The 24,903-nt window shown below is 52.7% G+C and carries 24 protein-coding genes; 14 read left to right on the top strand and 10 right to left on the bottom strand.

All coding sequences use genetic code 11. From position 1 onward, the window contains the following. The first annotated feature begins 2 nt into the window (after nucleotides 1-2). The 6 genes from E3U32_RS09165 (at nucleotide 3) to E3U32_RS09140 (ending at nucleotide 7,689) form a co-directional block, all read left to right on the top strand. On the top strand, nucleotides 3-4,241 hold the full coding sequence (locus E3U32_RS09165; RefSeq protein WP_286164266.1) for an RHS repeat-associated core domain-containing protein: 4,239 nt from the start codon (nucleotides 3-5) through the stop codon (nucleotides 4,239-4,241). Continuing rightward, complete coding sequence (locus E3U32_RS09160) at nucleotides 4,235-4,801, top strand: hypothetical protein (protein ID WP_134348527.1); 567 nt, start codon at nucleotides 4,235-4,237, stop codon at nucleotides 4,799-4,801. The genes E3U32_RS09165 and E3U32_RS09160 overlap by 7 nt, the downstream gene beginning before the upstream one ends. Before the next feature lie 157 nt (nucleotides 4,802-4,958). Then, nucleotides 4,959-5,543, top strand: a complete 585-nt coding sequence (locus E3U32_RS09155) for a hypothetical protein (RefSeq protein ID WP_134348526.1) — start codon at nucleotides 4,959-4,961, stop codon at nucleotides 5,541-5,543. Between the two features lie 142 nt (nucleotides 5,544-5,685). Then, on the top strand, nucleotides 5,686-6,207 hold the full coding sequence (locus E3U32_RS09150; RefSeq protein WP_134348525.1) for an SMI1/KNR4 family protein: 522 nt from the start codon (nucleotides 5,686-5,688) through the stop codon (nucleotides 6,205-6,207). 300 nt (nucleotides 6,208-6,507) lie between these two features. Continuing rightward, nucleotides 6,508-7,050, top strand: coding sequence for an SMI1/KNR4 family protein (locus tag E3U32_RS09145; protein WP_166790921.1), 543 nt, complete (start codon nucleotides 6,508-6,510; stop codon nucleotides 7,048-7,050). Between the two features lie 261 nt (nucleotides 7,051-7,311). Next, the gene (locus E3U32_RS09140; protein ID WP_134348523.1) at nucleotides 7,312-7,689 is read left to right on the top strand and encodes a hypothetical protein; all 378 of its coding nucleotides are present in this window, start codon (nucleotides 7,312-7,314) and stop codon (nucleotides 7,687-7,689) included. A gap of 69 nt (nucleotides 7,690-7,758) precedes the next feature. Here the strand turns inward: E3U32_RS09140 and E3U32_RS09135 are convergent, their stop codons facing one another. The 4 genes from E3U32_RS09135 to E3U32_RS09120 all read right to left on the bottom strand — a co-directional run bounded on the left by E3U32_RS09135 (nucleotide 7,759) and on the right by E3U32_RS09120 (nucleotide 11,529). Continuing rightward, nucleotides 7,759-8,121, bottom strand: coding sequence for a helix-turn-helix domain-containing protein (locus E3U32_RS09135; RefSeq protein ID WP_286164274.1), 363 nt, complete (start codon nucleotides 8,119-8,121; stop codon nucleotides 7,759-7,761). 509 nt (nucleotides 8,122-8,630) lie between these two features. Beyond that, complete coding sequence (locus tag E3U32_RS09130; RefSeq protein ID WP_049085678.1) at nucleotides 8,631-9,326, bottom strand: DJ-1/PfpI family protein; 696 nt, start codon at nucleotides 9,324-9,326, stop codon at nucleotides 8,631-8,633. Nucleotides 9,327-9,602: 276 nt separating this feature from the next. After that, complete coding sequence (fabF, locus tag E3U32_RS09125; RefSeq protein WP_134348522.1) at nucleotides 9,603-10,874, bottom strand: beta-ketoacyl-ACP synthase II; 1,272 nt, start codon at nucleotides 10,872-10,874, stop codon at nucleotides 9,603-9,605. 97 nt (nucleotides 10,875-10,971) lie between these two features. Further along, on the bottom strand, nucleotides 10,972-11,529 hold the full coding sequence (locus E3U32_RS09120; protein ID WP_134348521.1) for a winged helix-turn-helix transcriptional regulator: 558 nt from the start codon (nucleotides 11,527-11,529) through the stop codon (nucleotides 10,972-10,974). A 1,169-nt stretch (nucleotides 11,530-12,698) separates the two neighbouring features. Here E3U32_RS09120 and cspE point away from each other — a divergent pair. Beyond that, nucleotides 12,699-12,911 (top strand): transcription antiterminator/RNA stability regulator CspE, encoded by a 213-nt coding sequence (gene cspE, locus E3U32_RS09115; RefSeq protein WP_134348520.1) that lies wholly within the window; start codon nucleotides 12,699-12,701, stop codon nucleotides 12,909-12,911. 230 nt (nucleotides 12,912-13,141) lie between these two features. Here the strand turns inward: cspE and E3U32_RS09110 are convergent, their stop codons facing one another. After that, nucleotides 13,142-13,597: a hypothetical protein gene (locus E3U32_RS09110; RefSeq protein ID WP_134348519.1), complete on the bottom strand. Its 456-nt coding sequence runs from the start codon at nucleotides 13,595-13,597 to the stop codon at nucleotides 13,142-13,144. Between the two features lie 265 nt (nucleotides 13,598-13,862). After that, a complete protein-coding gene (locus tag E3U32_RS09105; protein ID WP_134348518.1) occupies nucleotides 13,863-14,747 on the bottom strand; it encodes a LysR family transcriptional regulator in 885 nt (294 codons plus the stop codon). A gap of 120 nt (nucleotides 14,748-14,867) precedes the next feature. Here E3U32_RS09105 and gstA point away from each other — a divergent pair, with 120 nt between their 5' ends. After that, the gene (gstA, locus tag E3U32_RS09100; protein WP_134348517.1) at nucleotides 14,868-15,473 is read left to right on the top strand and encodes a glutathione transferase GstA; all 606 of its coding nucleotides are present in this window, start codon (nucleotides 14,868-14,870) and stop codon (nucleotides 15,471-15,473) included. Between the two features lie 56 nt (nucleotides 15,474-15,529). Here the strand turns inward: gstA and E3U32_RS09095 are convergent, their stop codons facing one another. From E3U32_RS09095 to E3U32_RS09085, 3 genes are all read right to left on the bottom strand, one after another. Continuing rightward, entirely contained in the window at nucleotides 15,530-15,784 is a 255-nt protein-coding gene (locus E3U32_RS09095; protein WP_134348516.1) for a hypothetical protein, read from the bottom strand. 81 nt (nucleotides 15,785-15,865) lie between these two features. Continuing rightward, nucleotides 15,866-16,456, bottom strand: a complete 591-nt coding sequence (locus E3U32_RS09090; protein ID WP_134348515.1) for a hypothetical protein — start codon at nucleotides 16,454-16,456, stop codon at nucleotides 15,866-15,868. A gap of 104 nt (nucleotides 16,457-16,560) precedes the next feature. Further along, nucleotides 16,561-17,454, bottom strand: coding sequence for a LysR substrate-binding domain-containing protein (locus E3U32_RS09085; protein WP_134348514.1), 894 nt, complete (start codon nucleotides 17,452-17,454; stop codon nucleotides 16,561-16,563). A 106-nt stretch (nucleotides 17,455-17,560) separates the two neighbouring features. On the opposite strand from E3U32_RS09085, the gene E3U32_RS09080 reads away from it, so the two are divergent. The 3 genes from E3U32_RS09080 to E3U32_RS09070 all read left to right on the top strand — a co-directional run bounded on the left by E3U32_RS09080 (nucleotide 17,561) and on the right by E3U32_RS09070 (nucleotide 20,455). Then, nucleotides 17,561-19,114: an MFS transporter gene (locus E3U32_RS09080; protein WP_134348661.1), complete on the top strand. Its 1,554-nt coding sequence runs from the start codon at nucleotides 17,561-17,563 to the stop codon at nucleotides 19,112-19,114. A gap of 84 nt (nucleotides 19,115-19,198) precedes the next feature. Beyond that, on the top strand, nucleotides 19,199-20,017 hold the full coding sequence (locus E3U32_RS09075) for an AraC family transcriptional regulator (RefSeq protein ID WP_166790920.1): 819 nt from the start codon (nucleotides 19,199-19,201) through the stop codon (nucleotides 20,015-20,017). Between the two features lie 75 nt (nucleotides 20,018-20,092). Then, the gene (locus E3U32_RS09070) at nucleotides 20,093-20,455 is read left to right on the top strand and encodes a cupin domain-containing protein (protein ID WP_134348512.1); all 363 of its coding nucleotides are present in this window, start codon (nucleotides 20,093-20,095) and stop codon (nucleotides 20,453-20,455) included. A gap of 71 nt (nucleotides 20,456-20,526) precedes the next feature. Here the strand turns inward: E3U32_RS09070 and E3U32_RS09065 are convergent, their stop codons facing one another. Continuing rightward, the gene (locus E3U32_RS09065) at nucleotides 20,527-21,408 is read right to left on the bottom strand and encodes a LysR family transcriptional regulator (RefSeq protein ID WP_134348511.1); all 882 of its coding nucleotides are present in this window, start codon (nucleotides 21,406-21,408) and stop codon (nucleotides 20,527-20,529) included. 105 nt (nucleotides 21,409-21,513) lie between these two features. Here E3U32_RS09065 and budA point away from each other — a divergent pair, with 105 nt between their 5' ends. Genes budA through E3U32_RS09050 form a run of 3 tightly spaced genes read left to right on the top strand, consistent with a single transcriptional unit; the run spans nucleotide 21,514 to nucleotide 24,777 of the window. Next, nucleotides 21,514-22,293, top strand: coding sequence for an acetolactate decarboxylase (gene budA, locus E3U32_RS09060; RefSeq protein ID WP_134348510.1), 780 nt, complete (start codon nucleotides 21,514-21,516; stop codon nucleotides 22,291-22,293). Nucleotides 22,294-22,306: 13 nt separating this feature from the next. Further along, entirely contained in the window at nucleotides 22,307-23,986 is a 1,680-nt protein-coding gene (gene alsS / locus E3U32_RS09055) for an acetolactate synthase AlsS (RefSeq protein WP_134348509.1), read from the top strand. A gap of 20 nt (nucleotides 23,987-24,006) precedes the next feature. Beyond that, nucleotides 24,007-24,777, top strand: a complete 771-nt coding sequence (locus E3U32_RS09050; protein ID WP_134348508.1) for a (S)-acetoin forming diacetyl reductase — start codon at nucleotides 24,007-24,009, stop codon at nucleotides 24,775-24,777. Nucleotides 24,778-24,903 lie beyond the last annotated feature (126 nt).

Here is a 24,903-nt window from a genome sequence, read left to right as displayed (position 1 = left end):
TTATGTTTGAAGCAGCACGCGTTGGTGATGATATCGGCCACTCCGGTGCGCTGGCCGGGATGATTGCCGGAACGATTGTCGGTGGCCTGATTGCCGCCGCCGGGGGCATTCTGGCAGGGGCCATGTTTATTGCGGGCCTTGGCGCATCCTGCCTTGGCGTGGGCGTCCTGCTCGTCGGCGCCAGCCTGGCCGTGGGGTATTACACCGGGGAGCTGGCGACCGCCGCCCGGGACAGTATCGCGGACGCCGGGGCATCCAGCATGACGAAGAAAGGCGTCATCACCTCCGGCTCGCCCAATGTGTTTATCAACGGCAAACCTGCCGCCATAGCCACGGACAGCGCGGTGAAGTGCTCTGACGACGGCTCGCAGCAGATGGCCGAAGGCTCTAAGCGTGTTTCTATTAACAGCCAGCCTGCGGCCCGCATTGGGGACCGCACCACCTGCGACGCGAAGGTAATGACCGGTTCGAACAACGTCATTATCGGCGGTGACCCGCAGCAAACCCTGCCCATTCAGTCTGAAGTCCCCGAGTGGCTCTACAAAGTCTCCGATCTGACCCTGCTGTTCGCCGGGCTTATCGGCGGTTGGGGCGGTGCCGCTGGCAAAGTCGGGGCGCTCTCTAAGCTGCTTGGCAAAATTCCTGGGATCAACAAGCTGGCCCGTATCGCGTGCCGCGCCGGCACGCTGATGACCGGCGTGGCGGCCGCGGGGATCATCGCCCGCCCGGTGGATATCGTCAGCGGACAGAAGTTTCTCAGCGGGGATGATGAACTCGATTTCGTCCTGCCTTCCCGTCTGCCTGTACGCTGGCAGCGCTACTGGCGCAGCGGCAACCCCGGCGACAGCGTGCTGGGCCGCGGCTGGAGCCTGTTCTGGGAAAGCCGCCTGGAATCTTATCAGGACGGCCTGGTGTGGCGCGCGCCGTCCGGCGATTACGTCGCTTTCCCGAGTGTGCCTAAAGGGATGCGCTCCTACTGCGAAAGTGAAAAAAACTGGCTTGAACATCACCAGGACGACAGCTGGTCGGTGTATGACGTCAGCGGCGAGCGCTGGCACTATGCGCCGCTGCGGGATGATGCCCCGTCGCTGCTCCAGCGCATCTCTGAACCCTGCGGCAACGATATTTTCTTCGAGTGGAATGCGGATAATACCCTGCATGCCCTGACCGACAGTGCGGGCCAGCGGGTAGTCTGCCGCTACGACCGCGACAGGCTCGTCGGCGCCTGGCTGGATGACGAGATCTGCCTGGTCAGTTACGCTTATGATGAACAGCGCCAGCTGGTCTCCGTGACCGGCCGGGGCGGTAGCGTGCGCCGACGCTTCTGCTGGCAGGACGGGCTGATGAGCGCCCATGAGGACGCCAACGGCCTGCTGAGCGAATACCGCTGGCGGGAGATTGACGGCCTGCCTCGCGTGGTCGGTTTCCGCCACAGCGGCGGCGAACAGCTGACGTTCGAATACGATTTTGATAACGGCCTTCGCCGCGCGACCCGCGAAGACGGCGCGCAGGCGCACTGGCTGGTGGATGACGACGACAACGTCGCGCGCTTCACGGATTACGACGGTCGCCAGACGACGTTTGTTTACCGCGACGGCGAGCTCTGCGACGTCATTCTGCCCGGCGGGGCGATGCGCCGCAGCACGTGGGACAAATACGGCCGCATGACCAGCGAGACGGACCCGGCGGGCCGACGCACGGAGTATCACTGGCATCGCCTGACCGACCGTATCACCCGCACGGTGTACCCGGACGGCACCTCATCGCAGGCCATGTACGACCTTCGCAGTCGCCTGCTGTCGGAAACGGATCCGGCCGGTAGCACCACCGCGTATCACTATCCCGATGATGAAGAAAACCTGCCGGAGAGCATTACCGACGCCATTGGCGGCGTGGTGCGCCTGGTCTGGAACCACCAGGGGCTGCTGACGCAGCGCACCGACTGCTCCGGCAGCGTCACCCGCTTCACCTACGATCGCTTCGGGCAACTGGTTGCCAGCGAGGATGCAGAAGGGAATATCACGCGGCGGGAGTGGAGCCGTGCCGGGCTGCTGAGCGCTGTGATCCATCCGGACGGCAGCCGCGAGTCGCTGGTGTGGAACGAACGCGGCCAGCTCACGGGCTGGCGCGACCCGCTGGAAAGCGAAGTGAGCTGGGCCTATAACGCGCTCGGCCTCCCGGTCAGCCTTACCGACCGTATTGGTCGCGTGCGCCAGTGGCGCTACGACCCGCGCGGTAACCTGCTGCGGCTCGATAACGGCAACGGGGCGGAATACCGCTTCACCTACGACGCCGTGGGGCGCCCGCTCAGCGAAACGCGCCCGGACGAGACCGTGCGCCATATGGAATGGGACGCGCGAGGGTTCCTCTGCGCGCTCGAAGAAAACGGCCGGCCTGCCGCCGACGGCGGCATTGCCCGTCGCGTCCAGCAATTCAGCTATGACGACAGCGGGCTGCTGATCGGGCGCACTCAGCGCCACGCGGAGTACCGCTACTTCCGCGACCTGAGCGGCCAGATTACCCGCATCCGCCGCACGCCAACCGCCGAAGGCGTTGCCCTGGGTATCGAAAGCGATGAGATCGCTTACCGCCACGACGCCGCCGGGCGCGTGCTGAGCGAGTCCGGCATTAACGGCGCGGTGGGCTACGAATGGGATGCCCTGAGCAACCTGACCGGCCTGACGCTGCCCGGCGAGCAAAAGCTGACCTGGCTGCACTACGGCTCCGGCCACGTCAGCGCCATCCGCTTCGGGCAGCAGCTAGTGACCGAGTTCACCCGCGACCGCCTGCACCGCGAGGTGCGCCGCACCCAGGGCGCGCGCGAGCAGCTCCGTCAGTATGACAGCCTCGGCAGACGCACCCTGCAGCGCAGCGAGCTAAGCACGGACGTGACCCTGCCGGAGCAGGCGCTACTGGAACGCCTGTATCGCTACACCGCACGCGGCGAGCTTTCCGGCGTCAGCGACACCCTGCGCGGTGAGGTGGACTACGGCTACGACGCCGAAGGGCGTCTGCTGAAGCACTACGAGGCCCGACAGGGGCACAGCCGCGCGCAGTTCAGCTACGACGCTGCGGATAACCTCGCCGCCAATGACGATGCGGTACCGGTCACGGATAACCGCCTGCAGCACTGGCAGGCGCTGTTTATGAAATACGACCACTGGGGCAACCTGATCAGCCGCCGCAACGGGCTGTATGAACAGCATTATGCGTATGACGCCGAGAACCGTCTGGTGTCAGCCCGGGGAACCGGGCCGGAAGGACGGTTTGAGGCGCGCTATCACTACGACGCGCTGGGCCGCCGCACGCGCAAAATCGTCACCACGACGCACGGCACTACCAACACCCGCTTCCTGTGGCAGGGCTACCGCCTGCTGCAGGAGCAGCAGGCGAGCGGGCTGTGCAGCACCTATGTATACGACCCGAATGAAGCCTGGAGCCCGCTGGCGCGGGTGGATCACCTTCGTGACCAGAGCAGCGGTGAGATTTACTGGTTCAACACCGACCTGAACGGCGCGCCGCTGGAAGTGACCGACGAGCGCGGCGCGGTGCGCTGGAGCGGCCAGTACGGCAGCTTTGGCGAGGTACGCCACCAGAGCGAAGGGTTCTCACGGCTTGTGAATCGCTCGGCGATGGCTCACCAGCCGCTTCGCTATGCCGGGCAGTACGCTGACGGTGAAACGGGGCTGCACTATAACCTGTTCCGCTACTACGACCCACAGGTCGGGCGGTTTATTGTGCAGGATCCGATTGGGCTGAATGGTGGGTGGAACCTTTATCAGTATGCGCCGAATCCGTTGGGGTGGATTGATCCGCTGGGTTTAATAAACGAATTTGGAATCGCAGGCTATGGAAGCCCCGTCCATGCAAAAGACGGTTTAACTGCACATGAGTTATTACAAAATGCTTGGCTAAGAAATAATGGCATAATAAAAGGTAGAATGTCTGGTATTGCAACTACCAACCCAGCGATAGCTTTGCAAGAAAATGCTATGCATAAAACCATATCCAAATTACAGGCCAAATATGGATTGCATAATCCTAATGTACTAAAAAACCAGTCCGCATTGCAGAATATCAACAGGAATACTGCAATTACTCGAAGAGGTATTTACGAAGACTTGGTGAATAACAGAGGTTGGGAACGTCAAAACGCTAAGAAATTTGCCACTGAAACGGCAATGAAACTTAGAGAAGAGTCTATTGGGTTTGCCAGAAAAAATGGGTTGACAAAATGTTAAAATCTAATCTTATCGCTAAAATAAGTACCCTGCCTGATGGTAATGTCATTGGGCGGATTGGTGGAAATATCCCTGAATTCTTTTTAGATAAACTAGATGATATTCAGGGGTATAAGTTTTATTTGACAGTTCAGAATCCTGATGATGGACATGAGTATATTACGATACTTATTCCTGAAGGATATGATGATATGATTGATAACAATATCTACCCCAATTGTTCAGTAAAAGTTTTTACGCATACGTTTTCTGATGAAAGCAATAATGATGCATTTACGATAAAACACATTAATAAGGCAGTTATTGTTGGGTATGATAAGGTTGAAAGTGAAGAGTTTGACTTTATCACTAAAACCGAAGATGCAAGGTTAATACAATCGGAAGATTATTATTTTGATGCTTTGCAAAAAGATGGTTATGAATTTTTCATGCAGATCGATGAAGATTATTATCCAGATGCATTGCTTGATGGTGATTACATCTTTGGTTACGGCGCTTTGTATTTGTATAAAAACATATCTGGCGGGAATATCGTAGCTGGTTTTTGGCAGTACTCGTAAATATAAGTGATTAATAAAAGCCGGATTAATATTAATTATTTCCGGCTTATATAATACAGATGATGTTTTTATTCAGAATGCATTTACTTTCTTGTTTTTTTAATTGCTTTTATAAAATTTTTTCTAATTTAATTAGTTATTACTGAGGGCTATATTTATGGATGCGTCTGATACTATTGTGAATGAGATTGAAAAAGCATTAAAACAACTTATTGTCATTTGCAATAAATACTCGCTGTCAGGGAGTTTCAGCACCGTCAATGATCTGGACAATGCCTTCCCGTCCAACTTACCTCGTTCGACAGCAGTGGAATTTTTATATAAAAATTATAATCCTGAAAAGTTAAAAATTGAAACAGGCTTTACGCCAATTAAAATTCACTCTATCAGTGAACTCTCGAAGGCTCAAAATGGTTATGAGTACTTACCAAACAATTACCTTGTTATTGGTGATGATTTAGGTGGAGGTAAACCTATAATTGCGGTTGTCGATGAAGGGAATACCCCTGTTTATGCAAGTTATGATGTAATTGAACCATTTAAAATAGCTGGCAGTCTCTCTGGGTTTATATTTTCATTAGCTGAGCTTATTGATTTGGTATATGGCCAATATGATATCTTTGATATAGCAGATGATAATGACGAAGTAAAAGTTGATTTTATTGATGAGTTGCGGAAAAGAATTGTACCTCTTATCGGTAATGAAAATTTCAATGCATTCTATGATTATTTTTATGGCTAGGATACATGTTTTTTGATTTAGATAAATCAATGGAATATGCCGGAAACCATTAAGTTCCGGCTTTAATTACTATAATCAATTTTTCCATAACAGATGTGGAGTATCTAAGATCACTAAGTCATGACCTTAGCAAGGAGAGCTTATGCCTATTTCATATGGTAAACCTGCAAATAAAGATGAAATTAAGGTTTTGGAGAGAAAATTCAAAATCAGTTTACCTGAAGATTATAAAGAATTTCTCAGGTTGAAAAATGGCTTTGTTGTAAAATCTCCGGATTTTTGTGAGTTGGAGTATGAAGGTGTCGATGACGGGGTTATCGCTTTTTATGCCCTTTTTGGAATAAATATGAAAAATCCAAACCACGACATTTTTCGTCAAAATGAAAATTTTTTAAATGAACTTGATTTCATTGATGCTAAGTTAATTATTGGTGATGATCCTGGAGGTAACTTTTACCTTATATTAAATGGCAGTGAAAGCCAAGGTGTGTATTATTGGGACAGAACACATCTACATGCAGAGGATGATATCCAATTGTTTGAGCTCGCTGAGCAAAATGAGTGCGGCAATATCTATAAAGTTACTAATAGCTTTACTGAATTTTACAAGAGTATTTGTGATACATCCCTTGATGCAGGAATGAATGTAACTGTTGATTTATGATATTTCAAAAATAAGCCATAATCAAAATATGATTATGGCTTATTTTTTTACATTTAGATGTTAGTAAATAAATAAACAGTGATAAAAACAATGTCAGATATGCTTGTATTTTACCATTGATAGCAGTGCCATTGCAGAGAAAAAAGACATTACACAGAAAGCGGCTCAGAATTTGTTAAGGGAAAAGATGCATACTCCACATCATCTGAGTGCGAATGCTATAATTCTTCTCCAGAGAGATCTTCATGCCAATGTGCCCCATATTGGCTACGCATCAGATATATGGAGGAAAGAACATTGTTGAAAAAAATAGAACGTTTTGGAGCGAAATCGACATCATTACCATCAGATGAACTGATAAGGAGTTTAAATACATTAGAAGCATCAATAGGTCCAATTCCTGAAAGTTACCGTGCCTATTTACTTCATTTTGGCGTTTCTGTTCTTTTTGATGTAAATGTTGTTTTCAAGGCATTACAACCATCTCCGTGGTCTGATGAGCAAGGAAACGATACGCTTGAGTCTTTGTACGGCCTTGCAGAATCGGGTAAAGAATATACTGTATTTGAAATGGCTGCTACATACCGGAATGATTTTCGCGATCAATGGTTACCGATAGGATCCTCGTCTGGTGATAATCAAATCTGTCTTTGCCTCAAAGGAAATATGTCGGGAGAGATTTGGTTTTGGGATCACGAGTCTGATCAAATATTCAATGATTCAAAAGTGATCTCCGGGCTGACGAAAATAGCAAACTCCTTCGATGAATTTGTTGGAATGCTTAATGTTCAGGATGATAAAATAGATGTATCAGGTGTAATTAAAGTCGATCTTGATTTTTAATAAAAGAGTACTTGCGGTGATTCTAGCGAACCCCCATCCATTGCTGTAAGGTGGGCGTAACTGTTCCAGCAAATATCATATCAATAACAGCCGCTTCGCTATGCTGAAAATATATACTTTGCTCTTTTGAAAAGAGCAATATTAAAAATACTTGTGCGGATGCCATCTTCGACTGTTCTTACGATACTAGCTATATTAATGAATTTCAGGCTTTCGGTAGAAATCTGTCAGGAGTGAAACGATTCATGATAAGGACAACTGATGAGTAAAGTTAAAAATATTGTTGCAACGTGTATTAACTGCGCTGAAGAAAAGGATGTTCTCACCATCGGAATAGGGGATGACAGTCATGATCCAAAGAATTTTATCATTATCGGACGATTCGACGAAGATGAATTACCCATTAACGAATGCATTGGATTCCAGAGTGAGTCAACGGAATATGAGTTAACAGACTCTATTCGTTCTCTTCATCTCACTGAAGATAAACTTGTGATCGTGCTTAATGAAGGTGCCGTAAAAATGATTGGTATCAGGGAATATCATGTGGTCATTCCTGCAGCAAAAGACTCTAAATCGCTTGGAAAGTATTTGAGGGAAGTGTTTGATGGCAGTGATGTGCCTCTACAATTACCGTAAGGTTTTAGCCGCGATATCGCTAGCTTGGCTGCGTCACTTTTTTATTAATATAAGAAAATATCATCCTTATCAATTCCCTACAAATGCCCCCACCGGCACGCCAAAACGCTTCGCCAGCGCGCGCATATGATCCAGCGTTAACGTGCGCTGTCCGTTGAGGATCCGACTTACCAGAGACTTCTTGCCCATTTCGTTCTCGAAATCGCTCTGTGTGAGTTGGTACTGAGCCATTAACGTTCTCAATAACGCAACGCCTGATGGAATGCTGGCAACACGCACGTTAAATTCTGCAAACTCCGAAGACTCGTTTTCATATTTATCGATTTTGGCGGTGAGCATTTCTACCAGCGGGCTATCGGGGTCATGCTCAATCAGATACTCCACCAATCCCTGAGCATCATCGTAATCTTGACGCGATGGGCTTGAGCCCAGGAAAGGGAGCTAGCTTGTCAGATCGTTTGCCGTTTTGATGGCTGCTGCATAATTCATTCTTTCGTTCTCCGGTAGAGGTCCGTGAGCTTGTCATAATCTGCGTGAGTGCTTGATTAGGAAATTGTCTGGTGGCCGCGTCGAAAGGCGCTCTTGAACTACGTATATCCTTGCCCCTTGTTTCCAGACTGGAAACATTATTGGTGGTAGGTGAGTTGGCAATGTGGAAACTACGATGAAATTACAATTTCTACATGACCGTGAAAATGGAACTCGTGTATTCAGTGCGAGCACCTTAAGTAGTGGTGGCTTGAGATTAAAGTGGCAGGTATAGCTCGGCTTGGGGTATTTGTTTGATTTGCGTAGCGTATTCAGGAATTTTTTGCTGAGAAGGAGTGCGGTAGATGATGATTTTGCTCACAACCCTATATGGAAGTGTGTGAAAGATGCGTCCGTTTTGTGCCAGACGCAGACGTTGAGAATGAAAAGGGAAAACGCCTTTCGCTACTCCCTTATTTATGAAGTTTGGCTGCTGCTTTCAACGTAGCCTGTAGCCTCTTTTCAATAAATGGAGCAACTTGTTGCTGGGCTTTTTTTAGCTGTTCTTCAGATGCGGAGCGGGGCGAGCCACAGTTAAAGGGAGGGGCTGGGTCATATTCCATATGCAACTGAATATTTTGTGCAATATCAGATCCGAATATTTCTGATACGACATTGAGGGCAAAATCGATACCTGAAGTCACTCCTGCGCCCGTTATACGGTTGCGGTCACGTACTACGCGCTCATTTACCGGCTCTGCGCCCAACAACTCCAGCTGCCCCAGTGAAGCCCAGTGCGTCGTCGCTTTATATCCATCCAGAAGCCCTGCGGCGCCCAGCACAAGCGCTCCGGTGCAAACAGAGGTTATCAGCTTTGCTTGTTTACTTTGAGCCCGGATAAACGAAAGGACTTCTTCATCCTCCATCAGGTTTATCTGGCCAGGCCCTCCGGGGACACAAATTACATCCAGTGCGGGACACGCATTGAATGTGGTGGTTGGTTGAATCGCCATACCACGATCTGAAACCACAAGGTCCAGGTTTTTCCAGATGAGATGAACCTTTGTATCTGGAGCCCGTGTAAAGACTTCATATGGACCAGTCAAATCAAGCTGAGTAAGAGCAGGGAACAGGAGCAGACCGATTGATATATCTGTGGAATGACTCATAAAAGTCCTTTCTCTAAAAATGAAAAATGATTGTTTCAATAGGTTTGTCAATGCACTGAAGCATGTCTCGACAGGACGAATGCCTGTCTGTTTTGACGAGGGGATCGTAATGTACTCATCAAATGATCTTAGCTTCCTGTCGCCAGTTGGTCAGGCGAACTTCTTTATGTTTTCTCAAGAATACATTTCTGAGTATTAGTTGGAAATCAGTGACTGAATATTTTGCTCTGGTGGAAGTCCCCCACCGACCTTTCCAGAGGGGGAGCTGAACTATTATTACCAGCGTTTCAGCAGCAGGCTGGCGTTGACACCGCCAAAACCAAAACCGTTCGAAAGCGCATAACGCATCTTCTGTGGGCGGGCCACCAGCGCTACCAGGTTCAGACCTTCCGCGTTTTCATCGGGGTGATGCAGGTTCAGCGTTGGCGGCACTACTTGGTCGCGCAACGCCTGAATGGTGAAAATAGCCTCAATCCCGCCAGCTGCGCCTAATAGATGGCCGGTTGCTGATTTCGTCGAGGTAATGGCGACGGGATGCGCGCCAAATAGTTTTTTAATCGCCGCAAGTTCACCTTTGTCTCCAACCTGAGTCGAGGTGGCGTGAGCGTTGATATGATCAATCTCTTCTGCTGAGATCCCCGCCTGACGAATGGCCATTTCCATGGCCCGACGTGCGCCATCACCATCTTCCGGGCCAGCGGTCAAGTGATAAGCATCAGCGCTGGTGCCGTAGCCGACAAGCTCGGCCAGCGGCGTGGCGCCTCGCGCTAGCGCGTGCTCCAGCGACTCAATCACGATAAGCCCGGCACCTTCTCCCATTACAAAACCATCGCGGTCGCGGTCAAAGGGGCGGGAAGCGGCTTCCGGCTGGTCGTTGGAGGAGCTGGAAAGCGCCTTTGCTGCAGCAAACCCGGCAAGACTAACACGATGAATTGCCGCTTCTGCACCACCGCAGAGGGCGATATCTGCCTCGCCGCTGTGGATCATCCGTGCAGCATCGCCAATGGCCTGCGCGCCTGCCGCGCAGGCGGTTACCGGCGCGCCTATGGGGCCACGGAAACCGTGGGCGATAGACACATGCCCGGCGGCCAGGTTGGCAAGAAAAGAGGGGATGGTGAACGGAGACAGGCGACGCGGCCCGCGCTCATCCGTCGTATGTACCGCATTGGCGATCTCGCCGAACCCGCCGATCCCGGTGGCAATGACCGTTGCGGTGCGTTCTTGTTCTGTCGCTGATTCAGGCGACCACCTGGCCTGCGTCAGAGCCTCATGCGCGGCAACCAGTGCAAACTCGATAAAGCGATCCATCTTTTTGCGCTCTTTGGCCGGGATGATCGCTAGTGGATCGAAGCCGTGCAACGCATCGTGTTCGATGGACGGAACCAGTCCAGCCACTTTGCAGGGAATATCCGCGACCAACTGCTCGCTAAGCTTTGTAATACCTGACTTCCCTGCCAGCAGAGATTGCCAGACATGCTGTACGCCGCACCCCAGAGGGCTGACAATCCCCATCCCGGTTATGACAATGCGTTTAACTGAAACGCCCATAATCAACTCTCCTGTAATATTAGTGTTCCGGCGGTATTTCCATCAATAGAACCAGCAGCACGGCAATCAAAAAACGATCATGATGAAGGCTCTTTTGTTACTGGCCGGATTCATCGCTGGCATCTCTATAAGACTCGGGTTGGAATTTTTGCCCACTATAACCTTCGCGTTTGCGCTGCAAATATTCGTGACGGTATTTCATCATCGGCGAGGCTGCGGGTCCCGGCACCATGGTGTATTTATCCGGGATAATCTCTTCACCGGTCGCTTTATCAACCAGGATCGGCTCCACGTGCCGCAGGGTTTCACTTTCCACCAATTGCATCTGACGGCCTTCGGGTGCGAAGTTGCGGTTACCCCATTCCGCCAACGCCAGCAGCACTATGCGAAAATCGCGGCCGCTTTGCGTAAGGTGGTATTCGTAACGAGGCGGTGTGCTGCTGTAGCAAATCTTCTCCAGTAGTCCATCGTCTACCAGTGACTTCAGGCGGCGCGAAAGAATATTGGGCGCGACGTTACTGCTTTTCTGGAACTCGTCAAAGCGGGTAAAGCCCGCAAAGGCGTCGCGCAGGATCATTATGCTCCAACTGTCACCGATGCGGCCAAGACTACGGGCGATGGGGCAGGGAGCGTGAAAAAGTGGTTCATTTTTCATGGGCAGGCCTGAATGAATTGGTGGCTTTCAGAAGCAAATTGACATAGTAACTATCAAAATGCAAGTCACTTAAAGAATGTTCTCTTAGAGGTTCATGGCGCAGTAGTTAAGGTAGACCGCGATATACCAATACAGGGTGGCAATACGGCTTAGCGGAAAGCGGCGGTGTACCGGGCAAATGCATTGAAAAGTACCGGATGAATACTGATTAAGTCGAGTTACTGCATTCCAAATACACATGCTGCATCGCGGCAGATAGGTGCAAGACTGAGTAAACCGGTGGTGAGGGCCCTATGCCAGAAGCATCGATACAATGAATAGCGGGATGCAGCACAGCCACTATCGCTGTTAATAAAAACATGTTTTAAAAAACAGTATTGACCGCAAATCTCAAATAAGTAAATTAGTACTCAGCAGCACAATGAAAGTGGTTAGTCAGTTAGTGAATAGAAAGAAGTTCTGGGTTAAGCCATTTTGCTATACAGGCCAGGAAGTTTGTTGTTTGGGATGTAGTTAGCTTTCAGGCCTCGTAGTGATTGTGCTGATTCGCAAAATGGTAGTGTTAGCGCGACGATGTAAGGCCTTGTTTTTTTTAGTTTATGCTGACGGTTTCGTTTTTTTGGTTGCAACCGTATCAGTAAAGGGCAACGCATCAAAGAGTATATGTCGCGATGGGGGATGTGCTTGTTTAAGTTGCCACGCTTAGGTTTTGAAAGCGTAGGCGGTGTATAACGAGATAAATAGAGGGAGGCTTTTTAGTATTAATGCCCAATATTATCTGTAGTGAACGGGTACATTTAAAAGCAGTATAAATAGCAGTATCACTTTATTAAGTCCATTAATGTTAAATCTGAAGTCTGTAGTACCTTAAAAGCCCTGGCTGCAATGGTCAGGGCTTTTAATATTACTGCCCCTTTTGAATTGTAAGTTTTCCCACCAGATTGCTGACAAAAATAATCTTGCTTATCAACTCATATGAGTCCACCATGCGTCATCGGTTTGGCATACAGACCTTATGAAAGCAGTTTTAGTAAAGCAGTCCTCATTTCAAGCGTTATCCTTAGATACTCTTCTGCATGAGCCTCCTCCTAAGTGCCCAATAAGTCCTCATCTGCAAGCAGGCCATGTTCGCCACAACGTGTGGCTCAAGAAAATTAAAGGAAGTATCTATGTCAAATAAAATGACTGGTTTAGTAAAATGGTTTAATTCTGAAAAAGGTTTCGGCTTCATTACGCCAACTGACGGCAGCAAAGATGTTTTTGTTCATTTCTCTGCCATTCAGAGCAACGATTACAAAACGCTCGACGAAGGTCAGAAGGTTGAGTTCTCGATTGAGAATGGTGCCAAAGGCCCGGCTGCAGGAAATGTTGTCGCGCTTTAATTGCCGATAACGACACAGACGCTTACGACAGCGATGACGGCACTGGCCTGAGCAGATAAGTGAATGTGATAAAAAACCCGCCCTGAGCGGGTTTTTTTGTTTCATGGATGACATGCAACAAGGATGTCTGCTCTTTGCTCTTAACGGACATTCAACAAACAACGTTGTACTTTGCGTAAGGCCGAAATCCTGATTTTTATCCAGCAGAACCCCGGCCCCCATTACCCGCCTCAGTGCGCCGTAATATACGGCTCCTTCACAAACTCCGCCAACAGCCAGACCATATCATGCAGTAGCCCGGTGAGTTCTTTCGCCACGCCCGCAGGCAGTGTCCCGCCCATCACCGCCAGCGTTAACGCTACGGCATAGTCCACTTGCAGCGTCGTCTCTTGCCAGCAGTCCGGCACGCAGGAGGTAATCTTTTCCCCTGCGATCAACTGTTCAACCAGATACGAAGGCAGTTCGGCATCGCAGCATTCCCGCAGCCGCTTAAGCGCAGCCAACAATCGCTTGCAGAGAGTTGTAAACGTCACTGCATCGTCAGTTTCCACCAGCACGCTTACATACGCAGCGCAGGTGTCAGCCAGTTCGAAGAGATCTGCTGAATCGCAAAGCTGAAGATTAATGAGGTGATGAACAGCGCTTTCTTCAGAGAGCACATAAGAAAATTTAGGGGTAGTAGCCATTTAGCATCCTCGTTGTGCAAAAAAATGTCTTGTTATGCTAACGGGTTCCTACGCCCGGTTACGGATGTGCCGCAACGCAGGCACTTTACGGCGGCGAAAAAAGGAAGGAAATGGATGCTCATGAATTACATAAGGTTGTTTGCAGGTTTGCGAGGCGGCTTCCAGAAGGGCATTGCCGGGTGGCGGCTACGCCTTACCCAGCCTACGAAAACACCAAACCTCTTCACGCCACGGGGTATTAATGTGGAATCATCAATATCTCCCTTCACGCAGACCTTTTCATTTTGCTCAACCCTTCTAATAACGTCTGCGTCGCGCGGGAAGATTTTCCTCCTGGCGAACAAACCAGCCCAAATTCCCGGCACAGCGAAGGCGTCACGGGCACGACGCACAAACCGCGTAATTCACCCGGCAGGGCGGATTCCGGTATCAGCGCGACGCCCATGCCTTCGCGTACCAGCAGGCAGGCGCTGATCCAGTCGCGGACGGTCACGCGTACGTCAGACAACCGCAAGCCTGCCTGTTCCATCAGGCTTTTTCCATTAACGGCACAGCCGCCTGTAGCGAGTACAAAAGGCTGGTCTGCCAGTTCCTCAAGGGTGATGCCGCGCGCGCGTGCATTACGAGCCTGACGGTGGCTGGCCGGCAGCACCGCGACCCATGCATCTTGCCCCAGGATCGCATCAGCGCGTCCGGGAACAGGGTTCATGACCACGCCCAGATCAACCGTATCTGCTGCAATCCATTCCTCGACTTCCTGGTCCGTCCCTTCCAGTACAACCACCTCGATTTCAGGATGCAGGCGCTTAAATTCCCGCAGCAGTCCTGGCAAAAATGTGGATGTCACCGAAGGAAAGCTGGCAAGACGAATGCGCCCGCCATTCAGCCCCCGGCTCTCATCCGCCAGTGCACGGATGGCGTCCAGCCGCGCCAGCATACTTCTTGCTTCTTTAACAACCCGCTCACCCAGGGCAGTCACGCCGATGTGCCGTCGCTCACGCGTGAATACCGCAAATCCTAATGAGGCCTCTAACTGGGCGATCGCCTGGCTGGCACCAGACTGCGTCATGCCGACCTCTTCAGCGGCACGCGAAATATTACTGGCATCGGCCACTGCAACCAGTAAGCGCCAGTGCAAAAGATTCATCATAGGTTTCAGTAGCTCAGCTAATAGCTAATTTATGAATCATTAATTTTACAGCGATAGCGGCTTTAAGCACAGTGTGTTCAAACCGAATCTTCACCACTCAGCCGCTTTAAAGGAGAGATTATGAAACTCTATTACGCCCCGGACACCTGTTCACTCTCACCCCATATCGTGCTTCGCGAACAGGGGATTGAGTTTGAGCTGGTTAAAGTGGACAACAGGCGCAAGCTTACCGCTGACGGGCGCGACTTCCTGACCATTAACCCTAAAGGTTATGTCGCTGCGCTTGAACTGGATGACGGGAAAATCCTCACCGAGGGGCCAGCCATTTTGCAGTACCTGGCAGACCTCAGGCCAGAAAGTGGACTGGCACCGCGAGCAGACAGTTGGGAGCGAGTGCGGCTTCAGGAATGGCTAAACTTTATTACCAGCGAAATACACGCTGGATTGGCACCTCTCTTCAACAATATGTTGCCGGAAGAGGCCAAATCGATTTTTCGTGAGAAGCTGTTCAGGCGGTTCAGTTTTCTTCAGGAAACGCTCTCAACAAACGCTTATCTGATGGGAGCGTCATTCAGCGTGGCGGATGCCTATCTTTTCACCGTTCTGGGCTGGTGCAAATTCTTCGCCATTGAACTGAATAACTGGCCCGCGCTACTGGCGTACTGGGAAAAAATCAGTGCCCGTCCTGCTGTGCGGGCCGCATTACGTGCGGAGGAGAACGTTTAGTTCTGCCTGAATGAGGAGAAGAGTGAGGATGCGTTAGCGTACCGTCACGCCTTATCTCATTGCCTGGCGCTTTTCACTGCATCCTGCTTCCCCGGATTGCATTGCTGTTTTGTTCCGGGAAGATAAAATTTTCCCGACGGGTCCGGGTCTGTTCCGCCCGGACAACCCGCACGGCCCGGCGCTGAGGCGGTACCATCGGAACCGTTACCGCCATCAGAGCCATTTCCTCCATCACCACCGTTACCGCCATCGGCAGCGTTTACAGCAAATGCGCTGAGTAAGAGCAAACAGGCAATAGCATGCTTATTCATCAAAACCTCTAGTGTTTAACCCTCATACGTTCAGGAAAATATCCCCGCGTGGATCCTTTCAGGACATGTCACAGGTGTAACTCACACCTGGCTTTCAATATTCGCTTTAACAGCCTCAAGGGTCCTTTTACGGATCCAGCCGCTGCCTGCCCGTATTGCCAGCCAGTAAGCTGTCATTTTTAGCCGAGTGCTTTTGTCCGGACAATGGATAAAGGTTTCCGTACAGAGTTCATGTTGACCTGGCGCCAGTTCTGTTACCCGATAGCGAAGCAACAGTTTCGCGCTGCCCGGCGCGGCTGGCGCCTGAAAAGCACTGGCATCCGGCACGTTTTCCAGACCGAAGCCTGCACGCCAGAATTGTCCTCTTAAGCCATAGCAGAGCTCAGATGCTGAGCTTTTCAAAAGCGTAAAGCTGTGCAACCCAAAGTTGTCTATCGCGTTAGCCTGCTGATTGCGCAGAAATTTCTGCGGAAATTTCCGCAAAGACATTAACCGCCGAATCACGGGGTCTTGCTGGACGTCAAATTTTGCAATCAACGGCAGAATATTTTCAGCGCGGGTAGTGCGAATGACCGCTCGGTGTTTTTCATGGAACTGGAACTGGGGTAAAAAAGCGGGAATATCCTGCCAGCTAGCAAGCGCTTTGCGGGTCACAAATCCGGGGTTCAGCATCTCTCTCTTCCTTGTCATCCTTTGAGCCCAGCCAGAGTAACAGATGGCTTGCCGCAGACAATTACCAGGAAAAAGTAGTGCCGAAGCGCGCATCAATAAAACCTTTACGGCTTTAAGAGCCCGTTCTCAGACACGAAATCAATAAAACAGCGAATTCTTGGCGAAAGGTGGCGTCTGGTTGCCCACAGTGCAGAAAACTGCCCTTGCCGGATACACGAACCCGGTAAAACTTCTCTTAACTCTCCCTTCTCCAGCGCTTCACGGACGACAAAATCCGGGACGTAACTGATACCCATGCCCGCAGTGCTCATGCGGATCACGGCTTCAATATTGTTGGCGGTTAAAACAGAAACCGGCGTGAAGCCACTTATCCCATCCACACCCTGCAGCTCCCAGGGCTGGAGTAATCCTGTTGAGGGAAAGCGGTAGAGAATGCACTTATGGTTGTTTAAATCCTGCGGGGACAGCGGCGAACCATACTCCAGCAGATAAGCGGGGCTGGCGCAGAGAACAAACCGGAAGCAGCCGAGCTTCTTCAATGTGAGCCTGGAGTCCGCAATTTCACCGCTGCGTATCGCCACGTCGAACCCTTCATCAATGATGTTGACCAGCCGGTCACTGAAGTCCAGTTCCAGCTCTATATCCGGGTAGCGGCGGGTGAACGATGGAAGAAGAGGAAGCAGTAATCGATAGCCTGTTACCGGAAGAGAAATCCTGAGTTTACCAGAGGGCTGGGCAATATGGCTGGTCAGCTCTGCCTCTGCGTCCTGCAGCTGTTCAAGGATCTGCTGGCAGCGAACCAGTAATACCGCCCCCTCTGCCGTCAGGCTGACGCTCCGGGTGCTGCGATTGAAAAGCCTTACGCCCAGTTTTTGTTCAAGCCTGGCGACATTTTTGCCAACGGCTGACGCTGAAATACCAAGTATCCTCGCTGCCTGAACAAAGCTCAGCGTCTCCGCAGTCCTTACAAACGAGGTGAGGGAAGTCAAACTATCCATTGATTATGAACTTTATCTCTATTCAGTCGGTATTTTCAGTCTATTTATCTTAGTAATTGTCCGCAATAACATGGCTCACGAATTTCACGCGAACCAGGGTAACCAGATGCGCTCTTTCATAACTTCATTTCTCCGGCTTGCCGGAAGCCCGGCCGCCGCCTCCATTTTTCTGGCGGCCATACTGCTGCCGGTCAGTTTTACCGGTGGCGTGGTGACCACCCCGGCAATCAGCCATGCACTGGGCGGTTCCGCTGCCGCACTCTCATGGCTGACGAATGGATTCATGCTGACGTTCGGTAGCTTTCTGCTGTCAGCAGGCGTAATGGCAGATGCAGCAGGCAGAAAACGTGTATTCATCCTCGGGTTATTTATCTTTGCTCTTAGCAGTTCGCTCATTTCCGTAGCCGATAATATCTTCTTAATCGGCGTGCTCCGGTCACTACAGGGTATCGCTGCAGCGATGACTTTAGCGGGCGGCAGTGCTGCACTGGCTCAGCTCTATGAGGGCGCTGCCCGAACCCGGGCATTCAGCATTCTGGGAACGATGTTTGGTGCAGGATTAGCCTTCGGCCCTCTGGTGATTGGGTTTATTACAGATGCTCTGGGCTGGCGGTGGGTGTATGCCTTGATGGCGCTGATCTCAGGAACGGTCATGCTGACGGGCACATTGTTCATTCCCGTGTCGGAAAAAAGCGCACATCGAGTGGTGGATTACGCAGGCTTAACGCTGTTTACAGCCGCACTGGTTCTGTTTACTGCGGGGATAATGCTGGTGCCTGTCTGGGGATGCTTATCCCTTCCCGGCCTGGCTCTGTTTGCTACCGCTTTACTGCTTTTCATCGCGTTTATGGTGCGCTGCCTGAACGTCGAAAATCCCGTATTCGACTTATCTCTTGTACGTGCCCCGCGTTTTGCTGGCGTCCTGTTACTGCCGATAGCAACCTGCTATTGCTATGTTGTGCTGCTGATTATCCTCCCGCTGCGCTTTATGGGCGGTGACGGCCTGAGCGAGACCCAGAGCGCGTTTTATCTCATGGCGCTGACGACACCGATGCTGATCGTTCCCTCGCTCTCTGCCTTACTGACCCGGTGGTTTAATCCGGGCTCTGTTTCAGCCGCAGGACTGATGTTATCCGCAGCCGGGTTGCTCATTCTCGGGCAGGCTTTACAGAGCACCAGCAGCATTCTGCTTCTGTTTTCTCTGGTGCTGACTGGTGCAGGCGCCGCACTTCCCTGGGGGCTAATGGATGGCCTGGCCATTTCCTCCGTACCCGTCGAAAAAGCCGGTATGGCGGCAGGTCTATTTAATACTGTTCGTGTTGCGGGGGAGGGCATTGCGCTTGCAATGGTGTCAGCATTTTTAGTGGAAATGAACGCGCTCAATCTCAGAGAAAACCTCTCCGGTTATGCGCCAGAGAGTATTGATGGTGCCGCTTCATGGCTGGGAAGTGGAAATACTGAACGGGCCGCCGCCCTCTTGCCGGGTCTTTCACATCAGTTGCTCAGAGAAAGTTTTGACTCGGCCTATGTATGGTTATTTCGTCTCCTCGCCGCAATCACTGTGCTTTGTGCGTTCATGGTCTGGCGGGTGTTAGGACGGAGTCGTCCCGTTTATAACGCCTTACCTTCAGCGGTATCCCGGGCCCGCCCCCCGCGTTAGCCGCGTTGCCAACAACGACTTTCCAAACTGCACCCGATGCGTTTAAGGTGTTGTTTCACCCTCAAAGGGCATCAGGTGTCATATATGTCGAATGCAAAAGCCAACAAAGACTGGGTCAGACTGGCGCAACAACCCGGAAAAATAGAGCGCATTGAGGCGTATTTCAGCGGACATGGCTATGAGCCGCATCGTCATGACACCTACGCCATAGGCAGAACCTTGTCCGGGGTGCAGAGCTTTCACTATCGGGGCAGTCAACAACACAGCCTGCCGGGCGGGACGATGGTTCTGCACCCGGACGAAGTGCATGACGGGGAAGCGGGGACGACGGAAGGGTTTCAGTATCGGATGCTGTATGTCGATCCTGCAGACATTCAGAAAATCCTGGGCGGAAAACCGCTGCCGTTTATTCCCGGCGGGATCTCATCCGATCCCCGGCTTTTCGCGGCGACGGAATCACTACTGAGAGCACCGGAAGAGTCTGTTGATACGCTGGAAGAAGAGGATGCGCTCTACGATCTGGCTAACACTCTGGCCATTGTGGGAGGGCAACGTTTTCGCCGATGCGTATTCGATTATCCCTCCGCAGAGAGAGCGCGCGAGTATATACAAACAGAATTCTGCCAGAACATTACGCTGGATACGTTATCGGCCGTCAGCGGCAGGGACCGCTGGAGCCTGAGCCGGGATTTTCGCGCACTTTACGGCACAAGCCCCTATCGCTATGTGACAATGCGCCGTCTGGAATATTGCCGACGTTTAATTGAGAAAGGCCTCTCTCTTGCAGAAGTGGCCGTGGAGGCAGGGTTTTCCGACCAAAGTCATATGACGCGCCAGTTTATAAAAACGCTGGGGATCTCTCCGGGGCGCTGGCAGAAATTTATCCAAAACAGCCGTGCCTGAGCTGCACGATCGTTCAAGATTGGCGCAGCGGCCTCACTCTATTCTGAACACTTCTCAACCGTAGGGAGTGTCACCATGTATCAAGCTGTTAATTTAGAAAATAAATTTTCCCTCTTCGACGCGCACTGGCAGCCGAAAGTCATCGCCCAGATGAATGACTACCAGTTTAAGATTGTGAAAATCGAGGGGGATTTTATATGGCACGCGCACCCTGAAACTGACGAAGCATTCATCGTTGTCGAGGGCGTGTTGCGTATCGATTTTCGTGACGGGCATGTGCTCGTCAATCCGGGGGAAATGTACGTAGTGCCAAAAGGCATTGAGCACAAAACCTCTGCTAAGAAGACCGTAAAAATGATGATGATAGAACCTTGCGGGGTCTTGAATACCGGGCATGAAGGCGGGGAGCGCACCGCAGAGAACGATGTCTGGATTTGACGCCTGCGGCTATGTTGCCGGGTGGCGGCTGCGCCTTACCCGGCCTACAAAAACCACCAACCAAACCGGCGCTACCCCTCGCTCATCATCGCCAGAAACCGCTTCACCGTCCGCGAGCGTTCAAAACGCCGCCAGCAGAGCGCGATATCGGTATAAAGCTCCGGTGAGCTCAGCGCGTGATAGGTGACATTCGGCGGAGAAATGGCCGCCATCGATTTCGGTACCAGCGCAAACCCGCCGCCCGCGGAAACCATGCTCAGGGAAGACGAAAGCTGTGATGACTGCAGCGCGTGCTGCACGTCAATCCCGGCCCGTTCGCAGCAGCCGTGAACCCGGTCATACAGCCCCGGCGCGACCTCCTGCGGGAACAGCACCACCGGCGTATTCCGGAGCTGTTCCAGCGCCAGATCGCCGGATGCCGCCAGCGGATGGTCGCGATGCAGTGCCACCACCATAGGCTCCCGATCAAGGATTTTTAACTCGAACGCCTTGCTGCTTTCGCACGGCAGGCGCACGAAGGCGATATCCAGTTCACCCTCCGCCAGCTTTGTCGTCAGCGAAGACATATTGGCTTCCACCTGGTGAACCTGCACCGCCATGTTCTGCATCTGAAACTGACGGATCAGCGCGAAAATTTTGGGATGAAAAGCGTCGGAGCTGGTAATCCCAATCGACAGATTACCGTTCAGCCCGCGCGCAATGCCCCGGGCTTTCTCCAGCGCGGCGTCGCTCAGCGCCAGGATCTTACAGGCGTCCTCGTAGAAGGCTTCTCCCGCTTCGGTCAACTCCACGCCCCGCGTCAGGCGTCTGAACAGCGGCGTGCCCACTTCCTCTTCGAGCCGTTTGATCTGCTGACTCAGAGGAGGCTGTGAAATACCCAGCGCTTCGGCCGCCCTGGTGAAGTGTCGCTCGCGTGCAACCGCGACAAAATACCGCAGATAACGAAGTTCCATATCTAAAACGTCTCAAACCACCATGGATTCTATATTGGAACTCTCTGCTGAATCGGGTCAACATTTATTTAACCTTTCTAAATAAAGTTGAAGAGGACGAGCGTGATGATGCATTCATCTGCCTGCGACTGTGAGGCCAGTTTGTGCGAGACCCTGCGCGGGTTCTCCGCCCAGCATCCTGACAGCGTGATCTATCAGACATCGCTAATGAGCGCCCTGCTAAGCGGCGTGTACGAGGGGGAGACCACCATCGCCGATCTGCTGGCACACGGTGATTTTGGTCTGGGCACCTTCAACGAGCTGGACGGTGAAATGATTGCCTTCAGCAGCAAAGTGTACCAGCTGCGCGCCGACGGCAGCGCCCGGGCCGCGAAGCCAGAGCAGAAAACGCCGTTCGCGGTAATGACCTGGTTTCAGCCGCAGTATCGTATCACCTTCAATGCGCCGGTCAGCCGTCAGCAGATCCACGACGCGATCGACCAGCAAATCCCCTCTGATAACCTGTTCTGCGCGCTGCGCATCGACGGCAACTTCCGCCACGCCCATACCCGCACCGTACCGCGCCAGACGCCGCCGTACCGCGCGATGACCGACGTGCTGGACGACCAGCCGGTGTTCCGCTTCAACCAGCGCGAGGGTGTGCTGGTCGGGTTCCGCACGCCGCAGCATATGCAGGGCATTAACGTGGCGGGCTATCACGAGCACTTCATCACCGACGATCGTCAGGGCGGGGGCCATCTGCTCGACTACCAGCTGGAGAGCGGCGTGCTCACCTTCGGTGAAATTCACAAGCTAATGATTGACCTGCCCGCCGACAGCGCGTTTTTACAGGCCGACCTTCACCCCAGCAATCTTGATGCAGCGATCCGTTCCGTCGAAAACTAACAGGAGAACTACCGTGAACAGTGAGAAACAGTCACGTCAGTGGGCGCACGGCGCCGATATGGTTGTCGGCCAGCTGGAAGCGCAGGGCGTGAAGCAGGTGTTCGGGATCCCGGGGGCGAAAATCGACAAGGTCTTTGACTCCCTGCTGGACTCATCCATCGAGATCATCCCGGTGCGCCACGAGGCCAACGCGGCGTTTATGGCGGCAGCGGTAGGGCGGCTGACCGGCAAGGCCGGGGTAGCGTTGGTCACCTCCGGGCCGGGCTGTTCGAACCTGATCACCGGCATCGCCACCGCCAACAGCGAAGGCGACCCGGTTGTGGCGCTGGGCGGGGCGGTGAAGCGCGCGGATAAAGCCAAGCTGGTGCATCAGAGCATGGACACCGTCGCCATGTTCAGCCCGGTCACCAAATACTCTGTAGAAGTCAGTTCACCTGATGCGATTGCCGAAGTGGTATCGAACGCTTTTCGCGCCGCCGAGCACGGCAGGCCGGGGGGCGCGTTCGTCAGCCTGCCGCAGGATATTGTCGACCAGCCCGCCACGGGAGCGATTTTACCCGCCAGCGGTCCGGCTCTGATGGGCCCGGCGCCGGAATCCGCCATTAACGACGTAGCGAAGCTTATCGAAAAGGCCAAAAACCCGGTCATCCTGCTGGGGCTGATGGCGAGCCAGCCGGCCAACAGCGCCGCGCTGCGCAAGCTGCTGGAGAAAAGCCGTATTCCGGTCACCAGCACCTATCAGGCCGCCGGGGCGGTGAACCAGGAGCACTTCACCCGTTTTGCCGGACGCGTCGGCCTCTTTAATAACCAGGCAGGCGATCGTCTGCTCCATCTGGCAGACCTGATTATCTGCATCGGCTACAGCCCGGTGGAGTACGAGCCGTCCATGTGGAACAGCGGCGACGCCACGCTGGTGCACATTGATGTGCTGCCGGCCTATGAAGAACGTAACTATGTACCGGATCTGGAGCTGGTGGGGGACATTGCTGAAACGCTGAACCTGCTCGCTAACCGCATCGATCGTAAGCTGGAGCTGAGCCAGCGGGCGTCAGAGATTCTGGTCGACCGCCAGCATCAGCGCGATCTGCTCGATCGCCGCGGCGCGTCGCTCAACCAGTTTGCGCTGCATCCGCTGCGCATCGTCCGGGCCATGCAGGACATCGTGAATAACGACGTGACGCTCACCGTGGATATGGGCAGCTTCCACATCTGGATCGCCCGCTACCTCTACAGCTTCCGGGCGCGTCAGGTGATGATCTCCAACGGTCAGCAGACCATGGGCGTCGCGCTGCCGTGGGCGATTGGCGCGTGGCTGGTCAACCCGGGGCGCAAGGTGGTGTCGGTCTCCGGCGACGGCGGCTTTTTGCAGTCAAGCATGGAGCTGGAAACCGCGGTGCGCCTCAACGCCAACGTGCTGCACATCATCTGGGTGGATAACGGCTACAACATGGTGGCAATCCAGGAAGAGAAAAAATACCAGCGTCTTTCCGGCGTCGAGTTCGGCCCGGTCGATTTCAAAGCGTATGCCGACGCCTTCGGCGCGAAAGGCTTTGCCGTGGAGAGCGCCGAGGCGCTTGAACCGACGCTGCGCGCGGCGATGGATGTGGATGGGCCGGCCGTGGTGGCCATTCCCGTCGACTACAGCGATAACCCGCTGCTGATGGGCCAGCTCCATCTCAGCCAGATTTTGTGACTCACGATAAGGACAGAGAAATGCAAAAAGTTGCTCTCGTAACAGGCTCAGGCCAGGGGATTGGTAAAGCGATTGCGCTGCGCCTGGTGAAAGATGGCTTTGCCGTCGCCATCGCCGACTATAACGTTGAGACGGCGAGAGCCGTAGCCGACGAAATCATCCGCAACGGCGGCAACGCCGTCGCCGTGAAGGTGGATGTCTCTGACCGCGAGCAGGTATTTGCGGCGGTGGAAAAGGCGCGCACCGCGCTGGGCGGTTTCAACGTGATCGTGAATAACGCCGGGATTGCACCGTCTACCCCCATCGAATCCATCACGCCGGACATTGTCGACAAGGTCTACAACATCAACGTGAAAGGGGTGATCTGGGGCATTCAGGCCGCGATTGACGCGTTTCGCAAAGAGGGGCACGGCGGCAAGATCATCAACGCCTGCTCCCAGGCGGGCCACACCGGTAACCCGGAGCTGGCCGTCTACAGTTCCAGTAAATTCGCGGTGCGCGGCTTAACCCAGACCGCCGCACGGGATCTCGCCCCGCTGGGGATCACCGTTAACGCCTACTGCCCGGGCATTGTGAAAACGCCGATGTGGGCGGAGATCGACCGTCAGGTGTCCGAGGCGGCGGGTCAACCGCTCGGCTACGGGACCGAAACCTTTGCCAAACGCATTACGCTTGGCCGCCTGTCAGAACCGGAAGATGTCGCCGCCTGCGTTTCATACCTTGCCGGGCCAGACTCTGACTACATGACCGGCCAGTCGCTGTTGATTGATGGTGGGATGGTGTTCAACTAAATTCTAATAAGCTCTGACATGAGTTTTCCCCTGCCCCCGTGCAGGGGCTTTTTTTTGTCTCCTCCGCCATTGTGCATTACACTGCGCGCTGCAAAACTTTAGTCATTACGATCTGACAGGCGGTAA

The sequence above is a fragment of the Lelliottia nimipressuralis genome (genome assembly GCF_004402045.1).
GTDB classification, from domain to species: Bacteria; Pseudomonadota; Gammaproteobacteria; order Enterobacterales; family Enterobacteriaceae; genus Enterobacter; species Enterobacter chinensis.
This window is presented reverse-complemented; position numbering and strand designations above follow the sequence as displayed.